This window comes from Streptomyces sp. NPDC044106 (assembly GCF_056433985.1).
In genome coordinates this window covers 20,320-38,540 of the sequence record NZ_JBWKFZ010000021.1, presented here as the reverse complement: position 1 = coordinate 38,540, position 18,221 = coordinate 20,320, and the positions used below count along the sequence as shown (strand labels likewise).

Genomic DNA, 18,221 nt, shown 5'->3' with positions numbered 1-18,221 from the left:
CTCAGCTCTCCGCCTCCCACTGCAGCCGCGCGACCGCGTCCAGGATCCGGTCGACGCCCGGAAGGTGGTGCTTCTCCAGCATTGGCGGCGGATACGGGATGTCGAAGCCCGCGACCCGCAGCACCGGCGCCTCCAGGTGGTGGAAGCACCGCTCGGTGACCCGCGCGGCGATCTCGCCGCCCGGCCCGCCGAAGCCGCCCGACTCGTGCACGACGACCGCCCGGCCCGTCCGCCGCACGGAGGCGGCGACCGTCTCGTCGTCGAAGGGCACCAGCGAGCGCAGATCGACCACTTCGAGGTCCCATCCCTCGGCCCGCGCGGCCTCGGCGGCCTCCAGGCAGACGGGCACGGACGGGCCGTACGTGATGAGCGTGGCGCTGCGTCCGGGGCGCCTGACCACAGCGCGGCCTATCGGCTCGACGCTCTGCGGGGCGTCCGGATTCCAGTCGGCCTTCGACCAGTACAGGCGCTTCGGCTCCAGGAAGACGACCGGGTCGTCGGAGGCGATGGAGGCGCGCAGCAGCCCGTAGGCGTCGGCGACCGTGGCGGGCGTGACGACATGGAGCCCCGGCGTCGCCATGTAGTACGCCTCGGAGGAGTCGCTGTGGTGCTCGACGCCGCCGATGCCGCCGCCGTAGGGCACGCGGACGGTGATGGGCAGCGGCATCGCGCCCCGGGTGCGGTTCCGCATCCGGGCGACGTGCGAGATCAGCTGCTCGAAGGCGGGGTAGGCGAATGCGTCGAACTGCATCTCGACGACGGGCCGCAGACCGTACATCGCCATGCCGACCGCCGACCCGAGGATGCCCGCCTCGGCCAGGGGGGTATCCGTGCAGCGGTCCTCGCCGAATTCGGCGGCGAGCCCGTCGGTGATCCGGAAGACCCCGCCGAGCGCCCCGACGTCCTCTCCGAGGACGTGCACGGCAGGGTCCTCGGCCATGGAGTCCCGCAGCGCGCGGCCGAGCGCCTGCGCCATGGTGGCCGGTTTGGTGACCGGTTTCGCCGCGACCGTGGTCATCGCGTCTCCTCCCCGGCCTCTTCGCCGGCCGCTTCCAGCTCGGCACGCAACTGGGCCGCCTGCTCCCGCAGTTGCGTGGTCTGCTCGGCGTACACGTGCGTGAAGAGATCCATGGGGTCGAGCACGGGGTCCTGGTTCATGCGCTCGCGCAGGTCGGCCGCCATGGCCTCCGCGTCGTCGGCCGCTTGTCGCTTCGTCGCGTCGTCCAGGAGTCCGCGCTCCGTCAGCTCCCGCTCCAGGAGCAGGATCGGGTCGTGGTCGCGCCAGGCGTCGACATCGGTGTCCCGGCGGTAGCGCGTGGCGTCGTCGGCGTTCGTATGGGCTTCCATGCGGTACGTGACGGCCTCGACGAGCGTCGGTCCGCCGCCCTCCCGCGCGCGGGAGACCGCTTCGCCCAGCACCTCGTGCATCGCCGCCGCGTCGTTGCCGTCCACCAGGCGCCCCGGCATGCCGTACCCCACGGCCTTGTGGGCCAGGGACGGGGCGGCGGTCTGCTTGGCGAGCGGCACGGAGATGGCGAAGCCGTTGTTCTGTACGAGGAAGACCACCGGGGCCTGCCACACCGCCGCGAAGTTCAGCGCCTCGTGGAAGTCGCCCTCGCTGGTGCCGCCGTCGCCGACCATGGCGAGCGCGACGACGTCGTCGCCCTTGAGCCGGGCGGCGTGCGCGAGGCCCACGGCGTGCGGCAGCTGGGTCGCGAGGGGGGTGCTCAGGGGCGCTATGCGGTGCTCGCGCGGGTCGTACCCGGTGTGCCAGTCGCCGCGCAGCAGGGTCAGCGCGCTCATGGGGTCGAGTCCGCGGGCGACCACGGCGAGGGTGTCGCGGTAGCTGGGGAAGAGCCAGTCCCGCTCCCGCAGGGCGAGCGCGGCGGCGATCTCGCACGCCTCCTGCCCGGTGCTCGACGGGTAAACCGCCAGCCTGCCCTGCTTCGTCAGAGCCGTCGCCTGCGTGTTGTAGCGGCGACCGCGCACCAGCTCCGCGTACAGACGGCGCAGCAGACCCGGGTCGGCCTTCTCCGCGGCCGCGGTGCCGAGGACGCGGTACGGCTCCGCGTCGGGAAGCAGCGGCGCGGGGTCGGTCCTGGGCTGCCAAGTGGGGGGCGGGGTGGGCCGGTAGGCGCCCCGCCGCTCCATGACCGTCATGACGGCACCTCCTGTGGGAAGCGGTCTCCACATGGGAGTGGGAAGAGGCACGCCGATGTGAGGCGCCTCACCTACCGATTGTTCGGTCGTCGGCACATTTTGGCTACAGGCACCTTCAGGCTGTGGACAAACGGTTCTCCACAGCCTGGGATGGATGCAGTACGTCCATGGTAGGGAGGCGGGGGGACATGGCTTCTGAACGAATGGCCGAGGGGCAGGACGGCGACCGCACCGGGCCCGGCGAACCGGAGGACGACGTTCCCGAGCCCCGCTTTGTGGAGCCCCGCTCTCCGGAAGTCCGCGCTCCGGACTCCCGTCCCCCAGAGACCCGTGCCCCGGAACCCCGGCCCCTGGACGCCATCGACCACGACATCCTGCAGATCCTGCATACGGACGGTCGCGCGTCGATACGTTCCGTGGCCGAGCGCGTCCACGTGTCGCGCGCCAACGCCTACGCCCGCATCAACCGCCTCATCGACGACGGCGTCATCCGGGGCTTCGGGGCGCGGATCAACCACGAGCGCGCCGGGCAGGGCGCGTCCGCGTACATCACGCTCAAGATCGTGCAGAACACCTGGCGTACGGTCCGCGAGCATCTGCGCGCACTGCCCGGTGCGACCCACATCGCGCTGGTCAGCGGTGACTTCGACGTACTGCTCCTGGTGCACACGCCGGACAACCGCGCCCTGCGGGAGCTGGTGCTGACCCGGCTGCAGTCCATCCCCGAAGTCCTCAGTACGCGTACGTTGCTGGTCTTCGAGGAGGACGACATGGAGCCGGAGGGCTGACCCCGCAGGAGCCCGGAAGCGGGCGCCGGGCAGGCCTCAGCGGTCGGTGCGCAGCCCGGCGAAGGCCAGCTGCACGACCGCGTCGGCGATCTGCTCGCCGTTGGCGGCGCCCCGGCTCTCCGGCCGGTACCACTCCACGATGGAGTTGATCATCCCGAAGAGGAGGCGGGTGGCCAGCCGCAGATCGCCGTCGGAGCGCAGGTCGCCGTCGGCGGCGGCCTGCTTGAGCAGTTCGGCCACCTGCTGGTCGAACTCCCTGCGCCGCTCCATGGCCCACCGTTCGGTGTCCGTGTTGCCGCGCACCCGCAGCAGCAGCGTCACGTAGGGCAGCTCGGCGACCAGCACCTCCACCGTGCGGCGCGTCACATACTCGAGGCGCGCCACCGCACTGCCCACGCGCGCGTGCTCCTCGGTGAGGATCGCGAAGAGACCGTCGAGCGCCCGGCTCACCGCGCGGCGCAGCAGTTCCTCCTTGCCCGCCACGTGGTGGTAGATCGAGGACTTGGAGATGCCGGCCGCCTTGGAGAGGTGCTCCATGGACGTGCCGTCGTAGCCGCGCTCGTTGAAGACCCGGACGGCCACGCTGAGCAGCGTCTCCGGGGTGTACGTGTCCCGGCGGGCGGTGGTCATGAGTACTCCTCTCGCACGGCCTGGCGCCGCAGTGCCTGGGAGGGCGCGTAACGCCCGGTGGGGTACTCGTCGTGCAGGGCGTCGAGTGCTTCGGCCACCCGGTACGCGGTCAGCCGACGGCCCCATTCGAGCGGTCCGACGGGGTAGTTGACGCCGAGCCGCATGGCGGTGTCGATGTCATCCGCGGCGGCGACCTCGCGCCCCACGGCGTCGAGGGCGAAGTCGACGAGCATCCAGACGATGCGGGCCACGATCATGCCGGGAGTGTGCCCGATGACGCTGACCTTCTTGCCGAGCGCCTGGAAGAGGCCGACCGCCTCCTTCAGCGCCTGTTCACTCACCCTGCTCGACGGGGCGAGCGCGATCCTGGTCGCGGCGCGGTAGTCCAGGGCGAGGTCGAAGTGGATGGTGGGCTCCGCCGCGGCGTCGGCGGCCGTGCCGTCGGCCAGGGCGAGCCGGGCGCCGCTGGGCAGCTCGATGAAACCGGGGCAGTCGGGGATCCCTTCGCCGCGGCCGGCCCGGATACCGGCCTCGCCCATCAGGTCGGACAGCGCGTCGGCCGGGAAGAGGTCGCCGTGGACGGCGACGGACGCCGGGGCCTTCTCGGCCGGCGTGGTGTGCGGCTGCGCGCGTCGGGCGTCCTCCCCGTACGCGTACCAGCCCTGCCCCGACTTCCGGCCGAGGCGGCGCGACTCGACGAGGCGGCGCTGGGCCAGCGAGGGCGTGAACTTGGGGTCCTGGAAGAAGGATTCCCAGACGGAGCGCGTGACGGCCTCGTTCACGTCCTGGCCGATGAGGTCGGTGAGCTCGAAGGGGCCCATCTTGAAGCCGCCGCACTCGCGCAGCACGGCGTCGATCGTGGCGGGGTCGGCGACCCGCTCCTCGTACAGGCGCAGGGCCTCGGCGTAGAAGGGGCGTGCGATGCGGTTCACGATGAAGCCGGGGGTGTCCGCGCAGCGCACCGGCGTCTTGCCCCAGGCTTTCGCGGTGTCGTACGCGCGCGTGGCCGCGCCCTGGTCCGTCGCGAAGCCGCTGACCACCTCGACGAGGGGGAGCAGGGGCGCCGGGTTGAAGAAGTGCAGGCCGACGAAGCGGCCCGGGTGGCGCAGCGGGCCCGCGACGGCGGTCACGGAGAGGGACGAGGTGTTGGTGGCGAGCAGACAGTCCTCGGAGACGATCTCTTCGAGCTCCTGGAACAGCCGCTGCTTGACGTCCAGTTGTTCCAGGACCGCCTCTATGACGAGGCCGCAGTCCGCGAGCTCCGCGAGGCTTTCGGCCGGAAGGAGCCGGGCGCCGGCCGCGGCACGGTCCTCGGCGGCGAGGCGGCCCTTCGTGACGAGCCGGTCCAAGCGGGCACCGATCGCCTCGGCCGCCGCCTGCGCGCGGTCGGGCACGGCGTCGTACAGCCGCACGGGGTGGCCCGCGACCAGGGCGACCTGGGCGATGCCCTGCCCCATGGTTCCGGTACCGACCACGGCAACGGCGCTGCTGAGCTCGAGTGCTGTCATGCTCGCGATCCTCCCGTACGGCCCGGCGGCCGCGGGGTTCGGGGGTGGCCGCGAAGAAGTTGTCCACAGGTTCGGCGGACCCCCTTGTCCCGACCGATCGTTCGGTTACTCTAGCTCTGTCAGAGCGTTCCTGCCCCCCGTCCCCGCCCAGCTCGCCGGCTCGATGAAGAGCCCACGAGGAGGAGTTGGTCCCGTCATGGCCGCCGAACTCACCGCGCACCAGTTGATCGCCAAGCACCGGCCCACCCTCGACCAGGCGCTGGAGACCATCCGCTCGCGCGCGTACTGGTCCCCCCACCCCGAACACCCCAAGGCGTACGGCGAGGACGGCAGCCTGAGCCTGCCCGAGGGCAAGGCCGCCTTCGACGCCCTCCAGGGCACCCGCTTCGACCTCGGCCAGCCCGGCACGGACGACTGGGTCGGCGGCGAAGTCTCGCCGTATGGACCCGAGTTGGGGATCACCTATCCCCACCCGGACATCGACACCCTGCTCCCCGCGATGCGCGCCGGCATGCGCGCGTGGCGTGACGCGGGCCCGGAAGTGCGCGCGGCGGTGTGTCTGGAGATCCTGGCGCGGATCAGCGCCCGCACGCACGAGTTCGCGCACGCGGTCATGCACACCAGCGGCCAGGCGTTCATGATGGCCTTCCAGGCGGGCGGCCCGCACGCCCAGGACCGCGGCATGGAAGCGGTCGCGTACGCGTTCGCCGAGCAGACCCGCACCCCCGACACCGCGGAGTGGAGCAAGCCCCAGGGCAAGCGCGACCCGCTCGCGCTGAACAAGCGCTTCACGCCCGTCGCGCGCGGCATCTCACTCCTGATCGGCTGCAACACCTTCCCGACGTGGAACGGCTATCCGGGCCTGTTCGCCTCGCTCGCGACCGGCAACCCGGTCCTGGCCAAGCCCCACCCGCGCGCTGTCCTGCCGCTGGCGCTGACGGTCCGGATCGCCCGCGAGGTCCTCATCGACGCGGGCTTCGACCCGAACCTCGTGTGCCTGGCCGCCGAGCGGCCCGGAGAGGGCATCGCCAAGACCCTCGCCCTGCGCCCCGAAATCAAGATCATCGACTACACCGGCTCGACGTCGTTCGGCGACTGGCTGGAGGCCAACGCCCGTCAGGCGCAGGTCTACACGGAGAAGGCCGGGGTCAACACCGTCGTCGTCGAGTCGACGGACAACTACAAGGGAATGCTGGCCAACCTCGCCTTCTCCCTGTCGCTGTACAGCGGCCAGATGTGCACCACCCCGCAGAACCTCCTGATCCCGCGCGACGGCATCCAGACGGACGCGGGCGCCAAGTCGTACGACGAGGTGGTGTCCGACCTCGCGGCCTCGGTGAACGGCCTGCTCGGCGACGACGCCCGGGCGAACGGCGTCCTCGGCGCCCTGGTCAACCCGGACGTCAAGGCCCGCCTGGAAGCGGCGGCCGGCCTCGGTGAAGTCGCGCTCCCCTCGCGGGAGATCACCAACCCCGACTTCCCGGACGCCGTGGTCCGCACCCCGGTAATCGTCAAGCTGGACGGCGCCAAGCCGGACGCCGAGGCTGCCTATCTCAGCGAGTGCTTCGGCCCGGTCTCCTTCGCGGTCGCCGTCGATTCGGCGGCGGACGCCGTGGAGCTGCTGCGCCGCACGGTGCGCGACAAGGGAGCGATGACCGTCGGGGCGTACACGACGTCGCAGGAGCTCTCCGCCGCCGTGGAGGAGACCTGCCTCGAAGAGTGCGCCCAGCTGTCCCTGAACCTCACGGGCGGTGTCTATGTGAACCAGACGGCGGCGTTCTCGGACTTCCACGGCTCCGGTGGGAACCCCGCGGCGAACGCCGCCCTGTGCGACGGCGCTTTCGTCGCCAACCGCTTCCGCGTGGTGGAGATCCGCAAGGACGCGTGACGGCGAAAGGCTCCGGGACCCGTACGGGTTCCGGGGCCATGCGGGCTCCGGCACCGTGCGGGCTCCGGCATCGTGCGGGCTCCGGCACCGTGCGGACGGCCGCCGGAGATGTCAGCTCGGCATCTCCGGCGGCCGTCCCGCCGAAGCCGACCAGTGGAACAGCGTCATGCCGACGCTCGTCGCGAGGTTGTAGCTGGAGACCTGGGGACGCATCGGCAGGGACACCAGGTGGTCCGCGCGGTGCCGCAGCTCCGCGGAGAGACCGCTGCGCTCGGACCCGAAGGCCAGCACGGCGTCGTCGGGCAGCTTCAGGCCCCTGATGTCCTCGCCCTCCGCGTCGAGTGCGAACACCGGGCCCGGCGGCAGACCGGCCACGTCCACGCGCTCCACGGCCGTCGCGAAGTGCAGACCCGCGCCACCCCGTACGACCGTGGGATGCCAGGGGTCGAGGGTCCCGGTGGTGACGACCCCGGTCGCCCCGAACCCCGCGGCGAGCCGGATCACGGCCCCGGCGTTGCCGAGGTTGCGGGGATCGTCGAGCACGACGACCGGCGCCGATCTGGGTAGTTGCGCCAGAGCTTCGAGATTGGCCGTACGGGAGGGACGTACCGCGAGCGCCGCCACGGCCGTGGGGTGCAGCCTCGGCACAAGGGCGCGCAGCCGCTCGGCCGGAATCTCCACCAGGAGCGCACCGAGCGCTTCCGTCACGTCCGGCGCGAGCTCGTCCGCGAGGGCCAGGGCGGCTGACCGGTCACCGGTCAGCGCGACCGGCACCCGCGCGCCGAAGCGCAGCGCGTGCTTGAGCGCGTGGAAGCCGTCGAGCAGGACGGAGGTCTCTGCGAGTCCGCGCCAGGCGCGTACGGCGCCCTCGGGGTCCACCCCGTCAGCCCCGTCCGCCCCAGCCGTCCCGTCGGCCCTGTCCGCCCCGTCCGCCCTGGTCATGGAGTGAAGCCTACGTGTGCGGTCTCGGTGGGCTCCTCGTCCTGCTTGCCGCCCAGGGCACGCTGCTCCGGCACACCACCGTCGCCGTCACCGGTGACGTGCCGCGGGCGGGAGAGCGGAAGACGGGATACCGCCCCTTCACGCGCGCGTACCGCCCAGCCGCCCAGCCGGCGCAGGAACGACGTCGGCAGGAACACCGCGTCGGCCGCGATCATCGCGAGCGAGAAGAACGGCAGCCCCAGGACGACCGCGATCACCGCGTGCTCAGCGATCATGGCCGCGAGCAGAACGTTCTTGACCCTGCGGTTGAAGAGCGTGAACGGGAAGGCCACCTGCACGGCGACCGTTCCGTACGTCACCAGGAGCACCATGACGCCGTGGGACGACAGCAGGTCGGAGAGCGCGGGCCAGGGGGAGAAGTAGTCGAGTTTCAGCGGGTAGTAGACGGCTGTGCCGTCCTGCCAGCGGCTCCCCTGGATCTTGTACCAGCCCGCTGTCGAATAGATCAGACAGGCCTCGAACATGATCACAACGAGGCCCGCGTTGTGGGCGAGATTGCCCACGACGTCGAGCAGCTTGCGCAGCTCACCGCGCGGGGCGCGCCACCCCACGGCCCACCACAGGCCGTGCACCAGCAGGAGCCCCCAGAAGAAGAGCAGCCACCCACCGTGGATCTCCCCCATGAACGTCACCGCGGACAGGCCGAGCCCGCACACCCACCACAGGGCGGGCCCCGCCCGGTCGGCCGGTTCGACGCCCTCCCCGCGCGCGCGTGCCGCTCGCCGCGCGTCCAGCGACCACACCTGGCCGCAGCGGGTGAAGACCAGGTAGGTCGCCATCAGGTGGATGACGTTGTCGCCGCCGTCCCCCATGAAGATGCTGCGGTTCTGCAGCGAAAGGACGCCGATCATGAAGAGCACGGACATCGCGCGGGTGTGCCAGCCGAGCAGCAGCAGGACGGCACTGACCATGGCGAGCGCGTAGACGACCTCGAACCAGACCTGCCCGTCCGACCACATCAAGGCGGTGAAGGCGCCGTTGCTCGCGGTGAGTTGCTGCGCCATCTCCCAGTTCCATGGGCCGTCGGGCCCGTACAACTCCTGACGATGGGGGAGTTCGCGCAGCAGGAAGAAGAGCCAGGTGACGGAGAAGCCGATGCGGATCACCGCGGCCTGGTACGGGCCGAGGGCGTATCCGGTGACCTTGTTGATGCCCTGCGCCAGCGGGCGTTCGAAACGGCTCACCGGGCGGTCCTCCGCATGTGTGCGGCCCTCTCGTGCCTGTCCGGCTCGTCACTGAGCGGCAGATCACCGGGCTTCACCGGCCACCAGGAGAGCAGCCGGTACGAGGGCTTGGTGGAGATCTTCTCCTCACTCCACTTCGGCGGCCGCACGTTCGTGATCTTCGAGCGCACCTGAACACTCGCGATCTCGTCACCCTTGCCGCCCGGTGCCTCCCGGTCGAGCCGCATGTACGCGATCCGGCGGACGTAGCGCTCGGAGAGCTGTCCGCGCAGACCGACGGGACGATTCTTCGCGTCGTGTGAACCCACGTAGAAGTCCCAGGCCCTGCGGAGTTCGTTCTGTTGCGTATGGCTGGGCAGCAGGCTGCCGTCGATACCGGCGCCGTCCTGCGCGGACAGGTCGTACCAGTCCGTGGTCCGCACGCCCCCGTCGGCCGTACGGAGTTCCGCCCGGGCCTGCACCGCGACGTTCTGCTGGAGCGGGTTGGGCGCGAAGAGCTTCCAGTTCTGCTCGAACTCCGGATAGATCCACTCGTCGACCACGTCACCGTGCTGCTTGGTCACCGTGTTCGCGGGCGCGACATGGAGGAAGAGCATCCCGATGTGGACGCAGGCGGCCACGGCGACCACCACCAGGGCGCACGCCGCCGCGATCTGGTGGCCGAGCTTGAGCCCGGCGATACCGACCCGGGCTTGCGGCTCGGCGGCCACGTCGGGCTCGGGCGCCGCGTCGGGCTCGGGTCCACCACCCGAGCCCTTGTCGTACCCGTCCATCGCGCCCCGTTCCCCGATCGCCCACCGAACCCTGCCGCCGGAACGGTACTCAGGCCTGCCCGCCACGCACAGCGTCCGTGAAGTTATCCACAGGGTTGACACCTTATGGCGGAGGGCCGCACCATTGAATTCAACGAACCGAACGATCGGTCGGGCGGTTCGCATCAGGTCAAGGGGGACCGAGATGGCGACAGCAGCCCCACACCGGGCGGCGACGACGGAGCCGGACGAGGCTGCCGCGCGCACGGCGGAGCAGCAGGCCGCGTTCGACGCGGCGGTCGCCGCCGACGAGCGCATCGAGCCGCGCGACTGGATGCCGGACGCCTATCGCGCGTCCCTGGTCCGCCAGATCGCCCAGCACGCGCACTCCGAGATCATCGGCATGCAGCCGGAGGCCAACTGGATCACCCGCGCCCCGTCCCTGCGGCGCAAGGCGATCCTCATGGCCAAGGTGCAGGACGAGGCCGGTCACGGCCTGTATCTCTACAGCGCGGCCGAGACCCTCGGCACCAGCCGCGACGAGCTGCTCAACAAGCTGCACTCCGGCCGCCAGAAGTACTCATCGATCTTCAACTACCCGACGCTGACCTGGGCGGACGTCGGCGCGATCGGCTGGCTCGTGGACGGCGCGGCCATCACCAACCAGGTCCCCCTGTGCCGTTGTTCGTACGGCCCGTATGCACGCGCGATGGTCCGCGTCTGCAAGGAGGAGTCCTTCCACCAGCGCCAGGGGTACGAGTCGCTGCTCGCCCTCAGCCGCGGCACCCAGGCCCAGCACGACATGGCACAGGACGCGGTCGACCGCTGGTGGTGGCCCTCCCTGATGATGTTCGGCCCGCCCGACGACGAGTCCTCGCACTCCGAGCAGTCGATGACATGGAAGATCAAGCGCCACTCGAACGACGAGTTGCGCCAGCGCTTCGTGGACATCTGTGTCCCCCAGGCCGAGTCGCTCGGGCTGACGCTCCCCGACCCGGACCTGGTGTGGAACGAATCCCGGGGGCACTACGACTTCGGCGCGATCGACTGGACCGAGTTCTGGGACGTCCTCAAGGGCAACGGCCCGTGCAACGACCAGCGCATCACCCAGCGCCGACGCGCCCATGAGGAGGGCGCCTGGGTCAGGGAGGCCGCAGCCGCGTATGCCGGGAAACAGACGGCCGGGAAAAGGACGGCCGGCGAGCAGGGGGCCGATGCGCGGACAGCCGGGCCCGCGCGGCAGACGGACGTGACCGGCACGCACGGCGAGGCCGCACAGCACGGAGAGGCGACAGCATGAGCAGCTCGACCGACTGGCCGCTGTGGGAGGTGTTCGTCCGCTCCCGCCGCGGGCTCTCCCACACCCACGCGGGCAGCCTGCACGCCCCGGACGCGCAGATGGCCCTGCGCAACGCCCGCGATCTGTACACGCGCAGGAGTGAGGGCGTCTCCATCTGGGTCGTGCCGTCCGCCGAAGTCACCGCCTCCTCACCGGACGAGAAGGACTCCTTCTTCGAGCCGGCCGGCGACAAGCCCTACCGCCACCCCACGTTCTACGAGATCCCGGAAGGGGTGAAGCACCTGTGACCGCCCCGGCCCCCCGCACGGCGAGCGCCCCGGACCTCCCCGCCTCGGCACTCCCCGCCCTGGCCCTCGGCGACGACGCCCTGGTGCTCTCCCACCGCCTGGGGGAGTGGGCGGGACACGCCCCCGTCCTCGAAGAGGAAGTGGCGCTGGCGAACATCGCCCTCGACCTGCTCGGCCAGGCCCGCATCCTGCTCTCCCTGGCAGGCGACGAGGACGAATTGGCGTACCTCCGCGAGGAGCGCGCCTTCCGCAACCTCCAGCTGGTCGAGCAGCCGAACGGCGACTTCGCCCACACCATCGCCCGCCAGCTCTACTTCTCCACCTACCAGAGCTTGCTGTACGGCCAGTTGGCCGCGGGAGACGGCGAGTTCGCCCCCTTGGCCGCGAAGGCCGTCAAGGAGGTCGCCTACCACCAGGACCACGCCGAGCAGTGGACCCTGCGGCTCGGTGACGGCACGGACGAGAGCCACGAGCGGATGCGGCGCGGCCTCGCCGCGCTGTGGCGGTACACCGGCGAGATGTTCCAGCCGGTGGCAGGTCTTGCCGTCGACTGGCAGCGGTTGCGCAAGGACTGGACCGCGTCGGTGACGGCGGTCATCGAGCAGGCGACGCTGACCGTGCCCGAGGGACCGCGGACCGGGGCGTGGACGGCCGGAGCCGGCCGTCAGGGCCTGCACACCGAGCCGTTCGGCCGGATGCTCGCCGAAATGCAGCACCTGCACCGCAGCCACCCGGGGGCGTCATGGTGAAGACCGCGCCCACCGCGCTGGAGGCCGAGCTCCTGGCCCTCGCGGGCTCGGTGCCCGACCCCGAGCTGCCCGTGCTCACCCTGGCCGAGCTCGGCGTGGTGCGCGGCGTGCGGGTCCTCGCCCCCGGCAGGGTCGACGTCGAGCTGACCCCCACGTACACGGGTTGCCCGGCGATAGAGGCCATGACCGCCGACATCGAGCAGGCCCTGCACGAGCACGGCATGGCCGAGGTCTCCGTGCGCACGGTCCTCTCCCCCGCCTGGTCGACGGACGACATCAGCGCCGAGGGCCGCCGCAAGCTAGCCGAGTTCGGCATAGCGCCCCCGCGCTCCCACGCGGCGGACGGCCCGGTCCCCCTGAGCCTGTCGATCCGCTGCCCGCACTGCGGCTCGACCGACACGGAACTGCTCAGCCGGTTCTCCTCCACGGCCTGCAAGGCGCTGCGCCGCTGCGCCTCCTGCCGTGAACCCTTCGACCACTTCAAGGAGTTGTGATGGCCCGCTTCCACCCGCTCCGGGTAGCGGCGGTCGACCGGCTGACCGACGACTCCGTGACGCTGACGTTCGACGTGCCGCCCCCGCTGCGCGAGGAGTTCCGCTTCGCCCCGGGCCAGCACCTCGCCATCCGCCGCCTCGCCGACGGCACCGAGATCCGGCGTACGTACTCGATCTGCTCCCCGGCCCCGTCCCCCGACGCCCCGGACGAGCCCCGCACCCTGCGGGTCGGGGTGCGCCTCGTCGAGGACGGCGCCTTCTCCACGTACGCCTTCAAGGAAGTCGCCGCCGGTGACGAGCTGGAGGTGATGACGCCGGCCGGCCGCTTCACGCTGGACCCGGCGCCCGGCCACTATGCGGCGATCGTCGGCGGCAGCGGCATCACACCGGTGCTCTCCATCGTCACGACCCTCCTGGAGCGCGAGCCGAAGGCGCACTTCTGCCTCATACGCAGCGACCGCACGGCCGCCTCGACGATGTTCCTGGAAGAGGTCGCCGACCTGAAGGACCGCTGGCCCGGACGGTTCCAGCTGGTCACCGTGCTCTCGCGGGAGGAGCAACAGTCCGGCCTCGATTCCGGACGGCTCGACGAGGAGCGGCTTACCCGGCTCCTGCCCGCGCTGCTGCCCGTGGCGGAGATCGAGGGCTGGTTCCTCTGCGGTCCGTACGGTCTGGTGCAGGGCGCGGAGCGGACGTTGCGCGGTCTGGGCGTGCCCCGCCGCCGCGTCCACGAGGAGATCTTCCACGTGGACGACGGCCTCTCCACCGCGTCCCCGTCCCCCGCGGCCGCCATGGCCGCCGCGCCCGCTCACAGCACGGTGACGGCCACGCTCGACGGGCGCTCCGGCACCTGGCCCGTCCTGGAGGGCGAGACGCTCCTCGAAACGGTGCTGCGCAATCGTGCCGACGCGCCCTACGCCTGCAAGGGCGGAGTATGCGGGACCTGCCGTGCCTTCCGTGTCTCGGGTGAGGTGCGGATGGACCGCAACTTCGCGCTGGAGCCGGAGGAGACGGAGGCCGGGTATGTGCTGGCATGCCAGTCCCGGCCGGCCACGGACACCGTGGAGCTGGACTTCGACCGCTGAGCCCGCCCTCCCCGGCCGGAACCCCGCCCCGACCCACTCCTCCCGCCCTGTTCCCTTCCCGTAGAACCTGTTCTATCTTGACGCCCCGTCAGGTGCGAGCGGGCGGAATGGACGGAACAAGCAGAGCAGGCAGAACAGGCAGAACAGGCGACGGAAGCGTCGGTCGGCCGGTGCGCGGGAGGACAGGCAGTGGACTTCACCTTCACCGAGGAACAGCAGGCCGTGGTCGAGACGGCGAAGGCGCTCTTCGCCGACGTCGCGCCGGACGGGGTGCCGAGCCCCGCCCGCACGCCCGGCGCCGTCGCCGAGGACTTCGACCGCGCCCTGTGGTCCCGGCTCGCCGACGCCGACCTGCTCGGCATCCTCATCGGCTCCGAGCACGGCGGCGTAGGCCTGGACCCCATCGCGCTCTGCCTGGTCCTGCGGGAGGCGGCGAAGGTCCTGGCGCGCGTGCCACTGCTGGAGAGCAGTGCCGCCACGGCCGCCGTACAGACCGACGGCGGGGACGAGTTGCGGCGCAGGATCCTCCCGGCGGCCACCCGGGGTGACCTGGTCCTGACGGTCGCCGCCAACGGCCTCAGCGGGCACGACCCGGCCGAACTGGCCGTCACCGCACAGCGCGACGGCGACAGCTGGGTCCTGGACGGCCTGCAGACGGGCGTGCCCTGGGCGCACAACGCCGATCTCGTCGTCGTGCCCGCGCGCGAGTCCGAAGGACGCACCGTCCTCGCGTTCGTGCCCCGCGACCACGAGAACCTCGCCCTCGCCGAACAGTTCTCCACCAGCGGCGAACGCCTCGGCGAACTCCGCCTGGAAGTGGTACGCGTCGCCGCGACCGACGTCATCGAGGCCGACGGAGCCTGGGACCGGTTGCGGGATCTGCTCACCACCGGGACCTGCGCGCTCGCCCTCGGCCTCGGCGAGAGCGTTCTGCGCATGACGAGCGAATACACCGGCAAACGCGAGCAGTTCGGCCACCCGGTGGCCACCTTCCAGGCCGTGGCCGTGCAGGCCGCCGACCGCTACATCGACCTGCGCGCGATGGAGGTCACCCTCTGGCAGGCCGCCTGGCGCATCACCACCGGAGCGGACAGCGCCCTGCCCATGTCGGGAGACGTGGCCGTCGCCAAGATCTGGGCGTCGGACGGCGTACGAAGGGTCGTGCAGACGGCCCAGCACCTGCACGGCGGCTTCGGAGCGGACACCGACTACCCCCTGCACCGCTATCACGCCTGGGCCAAGCAGCTGGAGCTGTCCCTCGGCCCGGCCGCGGCCCACGAGGAGGCGCTGGGCGACCTACTGGCCGCCCACGCCCTCGGCTGAGCCGCCACAGATCACCGCTGAGCCGCCACAGCTCACCGCTGAGCCGCCTCAGATCACCGTGCCCGGCTGACCCTTGTCGTCGACGACGGGCCGTCCCGCGGACGCCCAGGCCTCCATGCCGCCCGCGACGTTCGCCGCGTCGATGCCCTGCTGCGCGAGGTACATGGTGACCTGCGCGGAGCGGCCACCGGACCGGCAGATCACATTGACCGTGCCGTCCTGCGGCGCGGCCTCGGTCAACTCGCCGTACCGGGCGACGAACTCACTCATCGGAATGTGCAGCGCGCCCACGGCGTGGCCGGCCTGCCATTCGTCGTCCTCCCGGACGTCAAGGAGAAAATCGCCGCTCGAAAGGTCGTCGACACCGACCGTGGGCACATGAGATCCGAAAGCCATGCCCCCGACGCTACCCGACCACCACCGGGTGCCGGGCAGTACTAGGCGGTCAGCCTCTCCAGCTCCGCCTCGCGCTCCGACACCTGGGCGAGCAGTTGCTCGGCGATCTCGTCGAGCAGGGTGTCCGGGTCGTCGGGGGCGAGCCGCAGCATCCCGCCGATCGCGCTCTCCTCCAGCTCCTTGGCGAGGACCGAGAGGAGCTCCTTGCGCTGGGCGAGCCATTCCAGCCGCGCGTACAGCTCCTCGCTGCGGGTGAGACGCTGCTCCTCGGGCACGGGTCCCGCGGCCCACTCCTCGGACAGCTCCCGCAGCAGGGCCTCGTCCCCGCGGGCGTAGGCGGCGTTCACGCGCGTGATGAACTCCTCGCGCCGCTGCCGTTCGCCCTCCTCCTGCGCCAGGTCGGGGTGGGCCTTGCGGACCAGCTCGCGGTAGAGCTTGCGGGCCTCCTCGCCGGGGCGCACCCGCTGCGGCGGCCGCACGGACTGATCGGTGAGCATCGCGGCGGCCTCGGGGTAGATCCCGTCGCTGTCCATCCAGCCGTGGAACAGCTCGTCGACGCCCGGCATCGGCATCACCCGGGCCCGCGCCTCCTCGGCCCTGTGCCGGTCCTCCGGGTCACCGGTGCGGGCCGCGGTGGCCTCGGCGATCAGGGCGTCCAGCTCGTCGAGACGGGCGTACATCGGACCGAGCTTCTGGTGGTGCAGACGGGAGAAGTTCTCCACCTCCACACGGAAGGTCTCCAGCGCGATCTCGTACTCGATCAACGCCTGCTCGGCGGCGCGCACAGCCCTTTCGAGCCGCTCCTCGGGGCGTTCCTCGGAACGCTCTCCGGACTGCGCCGCAGACCGCTCGGCCCGTTCCCTGAGCCGCGTCTTCAGCTGCTCCTTGAGCCGCCCTTCTGACCCCGGCTGCTGCGCCCCCTCTTCAGGAGTCTCAGGAGTCTCGGGCTGCGTCGGCTCGGCTTCCGGCATCGTCACCCGTCCAGCCTAGGCCACCGGGGAGCCGGCCCCGGAAGCCCGCGCCGAGCCCCGGCCACCACCGCCCTGGCCGCCACCGCCCCGGCCCCCGGCGCTCCGGCTGCCCTCACACCCCCGACTCCGCCGCCACCCGCCCCTCCTTGACCGCACTCACCAGCAGCGCGTGATCCGCCTCGGTACGGTCCGCGTACACCGTGGCGAACCGGGCCATCGCCTCGTCCAGCTCGTCGTTCTTGCCGCAGTACCCCGCTATGAGGCGCGGATCGGCGCTGTGCGCGTGCGCGCGGGCCAGCAGGGCGCCGGTCATGCGGCCGTAGTCGTCCAGCTGGTCGGCGGCCAGCGCCGCCGGGTCCACGCTGCCCTTGCGGTTCCTGAACTGCCGTACCTGGAAAGGCAGCCCCTCGACCGTCGTCCACCCGAGCAGGAAGTCACTGACGACCTGCATCCGCTTCTGGCCGAGCACCACCCTGTGCCCTTCGTGCACGCTCTCCTGCGCCTTGAATCCGGCCACCGGCAGATGCGGCAGCAGCGCGGAGGAGCGCGCCTCCTTCACCTGGAGCACCAGCGGCTCGTCCCGGTGGTCGAGCAGCAGCACCACATACGACCGGAGTCCGACGCTGCCCGTGCCGACGACACGGAACGCCACGTCCTGGATTGCGTACCGCGCGAGCAGCGGGAGCCGGTCCTCGGTCAGCGTGCCCAGATACTCCTCCAGCGCGCCGGCCACCGAGGCGGCCTCGGCGTCGGGCACCCGGCGGAGCACGGGCGGGGCGTCGACGAAGCGCCACCCGGCAGAACCGTCACCGCCCTCGACCGCCTCGGTCGACTTCGCCGCGAAACGGGCGCTCGTGTTCTTCCGTGCCTTCTCGGAGACCTTCTCCAGGGTGCCGAGAAGGTCACGCGCGTCCGTGTGCGAGACCAGTTCCTCGTCCGCGATGGCGTTCCACGCGTCGAGGACCGGAAGCTTGGCGAGCAGCCGCATGGTGCGGCGGTAGGCCCCGGCGGCGTCCCGCGCGGCCGCCTCGCAGACGTCGTCGGCCGCACCCGCCTCGCGCCCCGCGAGCACCAGGGACGCGGCCAGGCGCTTGAGGTCCCACTCCCACGGGCCGTGCACCGTCTCGTCGAAGTCGTTCAGGTCGATGACGAGGCCGCCGCGCGCGTCCCCGTACAGCCCGAAGTTGGCCGCGTGCGCGTCACCGCAGATCTGCGCGCCGATGCCGGACAGCGGGGTGCGCGCGAGGTCGTACGCCATGAGTCCCGCGGAGCCCCGCAGGAACGCGAAGGGCGAGGCGGCCATCCTGCCGACGCGGATCGGCGTGAGCTCAGGGAGCCTGCTGCGGTTGGACTCCCGCACGGCGGCCACGGGATCGGGACGCCCGCCGTCCACCGTGAACTCCGCGTGCGAGGCGCGGGGCACCCGACGCCGCAGCGCCTTGCCCTCCGCCTTGGGCGACCCCTGCGCGGGCCACTCGGCGAACCCCGCCACGCGCGGCACCCGCTCACCCTGCCGCCCTGCCCCGCGCCGCTTGCCCCGCTGGTCCTGTCGTCCGCGCTGTCCGGGAATCGTCCCGGCGAGCTCCGCCATGCCCATCGCCCCCGTCATCCATCGGCCCCACCCGAATCCGGTTCGACGGTACCGCCGCGCGCCGACCGCCGTCAGAGCCTGTGGATAACTTCGGTGACATACATCACGGCCGC

Annotated in this window: 18 protein-coding genes; 8 read left to right on the top strand and 10 right to left on the bottom strand. The window is 71.6% G+C overall.

Features of this window, described 5'->3' with window-relative positions:
- Position 1: 1 nt before the first annotated feature.
- Together AC07DI_RS31295 and pdhA are read right to left on the bottom strand one after the other, a co-directional pair.
- Positions 2-1,018, bottom strand: coding sequence for an alpha-ketoacid dehydrogenase subunit beta (locus tag AC07DI_RS31295; protein WP_384252350.1), 1,017 nt, complete (start codon positions 1,016-1,018; stop codon positions 2-4).
- Positions 1,015-2,160 (bottom strand): pyruvate dehydrogenase (acetyl-transferring) E1 component subunit alpha, encoded by a 1,146-nt coding sequence (gene pdhA / locus AC07DI_RS31290; RefSeq protein WP_478907687.1) that lies wholly within the window; start codon positions 2,158-2,160, stop codon positions 1,015-1,017. The genes AC07DI_RS31295 and pdhA overlap by 4 nt, the downstream gene beginning before the upstream one ends.
- 188 nt (positions 2,161-2,348) lie before the next feature.
- Between pdhA and AC07DI_RS31285 the strand changes: the two genes are divergently transcribed.
- The gene (locus AC07DI_RS31285; RefSeq protein ID WP_478907685.1) at positions 2,349-2,948 is read left to right on the top strand and encodes an Lrp/AsnC family transcriptional regulator; all 600 of its coding nucleotides are present in this window, start codon (positions 2,349-2,351) and stop codon (positions 2,946-2,948) included.
- Between the two features lie 36 nt (positions 2,949-2,984).
- Here the strand turns inward: AC07DI_RS31285 and AC07DI_RS31280 are convergent, their stop codons facing one another.
- Positions 2,985-3,578: a TetR/AcrR family transcriptional regulator gene (locus AC07DI_RS31280; RefSeq protein ID WP_384252358.1), complete on the bottom strand. Its 594-nt coding sequence runs from the start codon at positions 3,576-3,578 to the stop codon at positions 2,985-2,987.
- Positions 3,575-5,086: a 3-hydroxyacyl-CoA dehydrogenase gene (locus AC07DI_RS31275; protein ID WP_478907683.1), complete on the bottom strand. Its 1,512-nt coding sequence runs from the start codon at positions 5,084-5,086 to the stop codon at positions 3,575-3,577. Before AC07DI_RS31275 ends, AC07DI_RS31280 begins: the two co-directional genes overlap by 4 nt.
- A gap of 196 nt (positions 5,087-5,282) precedes the next feature.
- Between AC07DI_RS31275 and paaN the strand changes: the two genes are divergently transcribed.
- A complete protein-coding gene (gene paaN / locus AC07DI_RS31270) occupies positions 5,283-6,974 on the top strand; it encodes a phenylacetic acid degradation protein PaaN (protein WP_478907681.1) in 1,692 nt (563 codons plus the stop codon).
- Positions 6,975-7,085: 111 nt separating this feature from the next.
- On the opposite strand, the gene AC07DI_RS31265 is transcribed toward paaN, so the two are convergent.
- The 3 genes from AC07DI_RS31265 to AC07DI_RS31255 are packed head-to-tail and all read right to left on the bottom strand — an operon-like array spanning position 7,086 to position 9,933.
- Entirely contained in the window at positions 7,086-7,916 is an 831-nt protein-coding gene (locus AC07DI_RS31265) for a TrmH family RNA methyltransferase (RefSeq protein WP_384252364.1), read from the bottom strand.
- Positions 7,913-9,160, bottom strand: coding sequence for an HTTM domain-containing protein (locus AC07DI_RS31260; RefSeq protein ID WP_478907678.1), 1,248 nt, complete (start codon positions 9,158-9,160; stop codon positions 7,913-7,915). The genes AC07DI_RS31265 and AC07DI_RS31260 overlap by 4 nt, the downstream gene beginning before the upstream one ends.
- A complete protein-coding gene (locus AC07DI_RS31255; protein ID WP_478907676.1) occupies positions 9,157-9,933 on the bottom strand; it encodes a DUF5819 family protein in 777 nt (258 codons plus the stop codon). The genes AC07DI_RS31260 and AC07DI_RS31255 overlap by 4 nt, the downstream gene beginning before the upstream one ends.
- 184 nt (positions 9,934-10,117) lie before the next feature.
- On the opposite strand from AC07DI_RS31255, the gene paaA reads away from it, so the two are divergent.
- The 6 genes from paaA (at position 10,118) to AC07DI_RS31225 (ending at position 15,150) form a co-directional block, all read left to right on the top strand.
- Positions 10,118-11,212, top strand: coding sequence for a 1,2-phenylacetyl-CoA epoxidase subunit PaaA (gene paaA / locus AC07DI_RS31250; protein ID WP_478907674.1), 1,095 nt, complete (start codon positions 10,118-10,120; stop codon positions 11,210-11,212).
- Positions 11,209-11,499, top strand: coding sequence for a 1,2-phenylacetyl-CoA epoxidase subunit PaaB (gene paaB, locus AC07DI_RS31245; RefSeq protein ID WP_384252373.1), 291 nt, complete (start codon positions 11,209-11,211; stop codon positions 11,497-11,499). The genes paaA and paaB overlap by 4 nt, the downstream gene beginning before the upstream one ends.
- Complete coding sequence (gene paaC, locus AC07DI_RS31240) at positions 11,496-12,248, top strand: 1,2-phenylacetyl-CoA epoxidase subunit PaaC (RefSeq protein ID WP_478907672.1); 753 nt, start codon at positions 11,496-11,498, stop codon at positions 12,246-12,248. Before paaB ends, paaC begins: the two co-directional genes overlap by 4 nt.
- Positions 12,242-12,742 carry a 1,2-phenylacetyl-CoA epoxidase subunit PaaD gene (gene paaD, locus AC07DI_RS31235; protein WP_384252378.1) on the top strand — a complete coding sequence of 167 codons (501 nt, stop codon included), beginning with the start codon at positions 12,242-12,244 and terminating at the stop codon, positions 12,740-12,742. The genes paaC and paaD overlap by 7 nt, the downstream gene beginning before the upstream one ends.
- Entirely contained in the window at positions 12,742-13,827 is a 1,086-nt protein-coding gene (locus AC07DI_RS31230; RefSeq protein WP_478907669.1) for a 2Fe-2S iron-sulfur cluster-binding protein, read from the top strand. The genes paaD and AC07DI_RS31230 overlap by 1 nt, the downstream gene beginning before the upstream one ends.
- Positions 13,828-14,016: 189 nt before the next feature.
- The gene (locus tag AC07DI_RS31225; RefSeq protein ID WP_478907667.1) at positions 14,017-15,150 is read left to right on the top strand and encodes an acyl-CoA dehydrogenase family protein; all 1,134 of its coding nucleotides are present in this window, start codon (positions 14,017-14,019) and stop codon (positions 15,148-15,150) included.
- Between the two features lie 48 nt (positions 15,151-15,198).
- Here AC07DI_RS31225 and AC07DI_RS31220 read toward each other — a convergent pair whose 3' ends face one another.
- The 3 genes from AC07DI_RS31220 to AC07DI_RS31210 all read right to left on the bottom strand — a co-directional run bounded on the left by AC07DI_RS31220 (position 15,199) and on the right by AC07DI_RS31210 (position 18,126).
- Positions 15,199-15,528 carry a rhodanese-like domain-containing protein gene (locus AC07DI_RS31220; RefSeq protein WP_478907814.1) on the bottom strand — a complete coding sequence of 110 codons (330 nt, stop codon included), beginning with the start codon at positions 15,526-15,528 and terminating at the stop codon, positions 15,199-15,201.
- A gap of 59 nt (positions 15,529-15,587) precedes the next feature.
- Entirely contained in the window at positions 15,588-16,517 is a 930-nt protein-coding gene (locus AC07DI_RS31215; RefSeq protein WP_478907812.1) for a hypothetical protein, read from the bottom strand.
- A 112-nt stretch (positions 16,518-16,629) separates the two neighbouring features.
- On the bottom strand, positions 16,630-18,126 hold the full coding sequence (locus AC07DI_RS31210; RefSeq protein WP_478907665.1) for a DUF2252 domain-containing protein: 1,497 nt from the start codon (positions 18,124-18,126) through the stop codon (positions 16,630-16,632).
- Positions 18,127-18,221 lie beyond the last annotated feature (95 nt).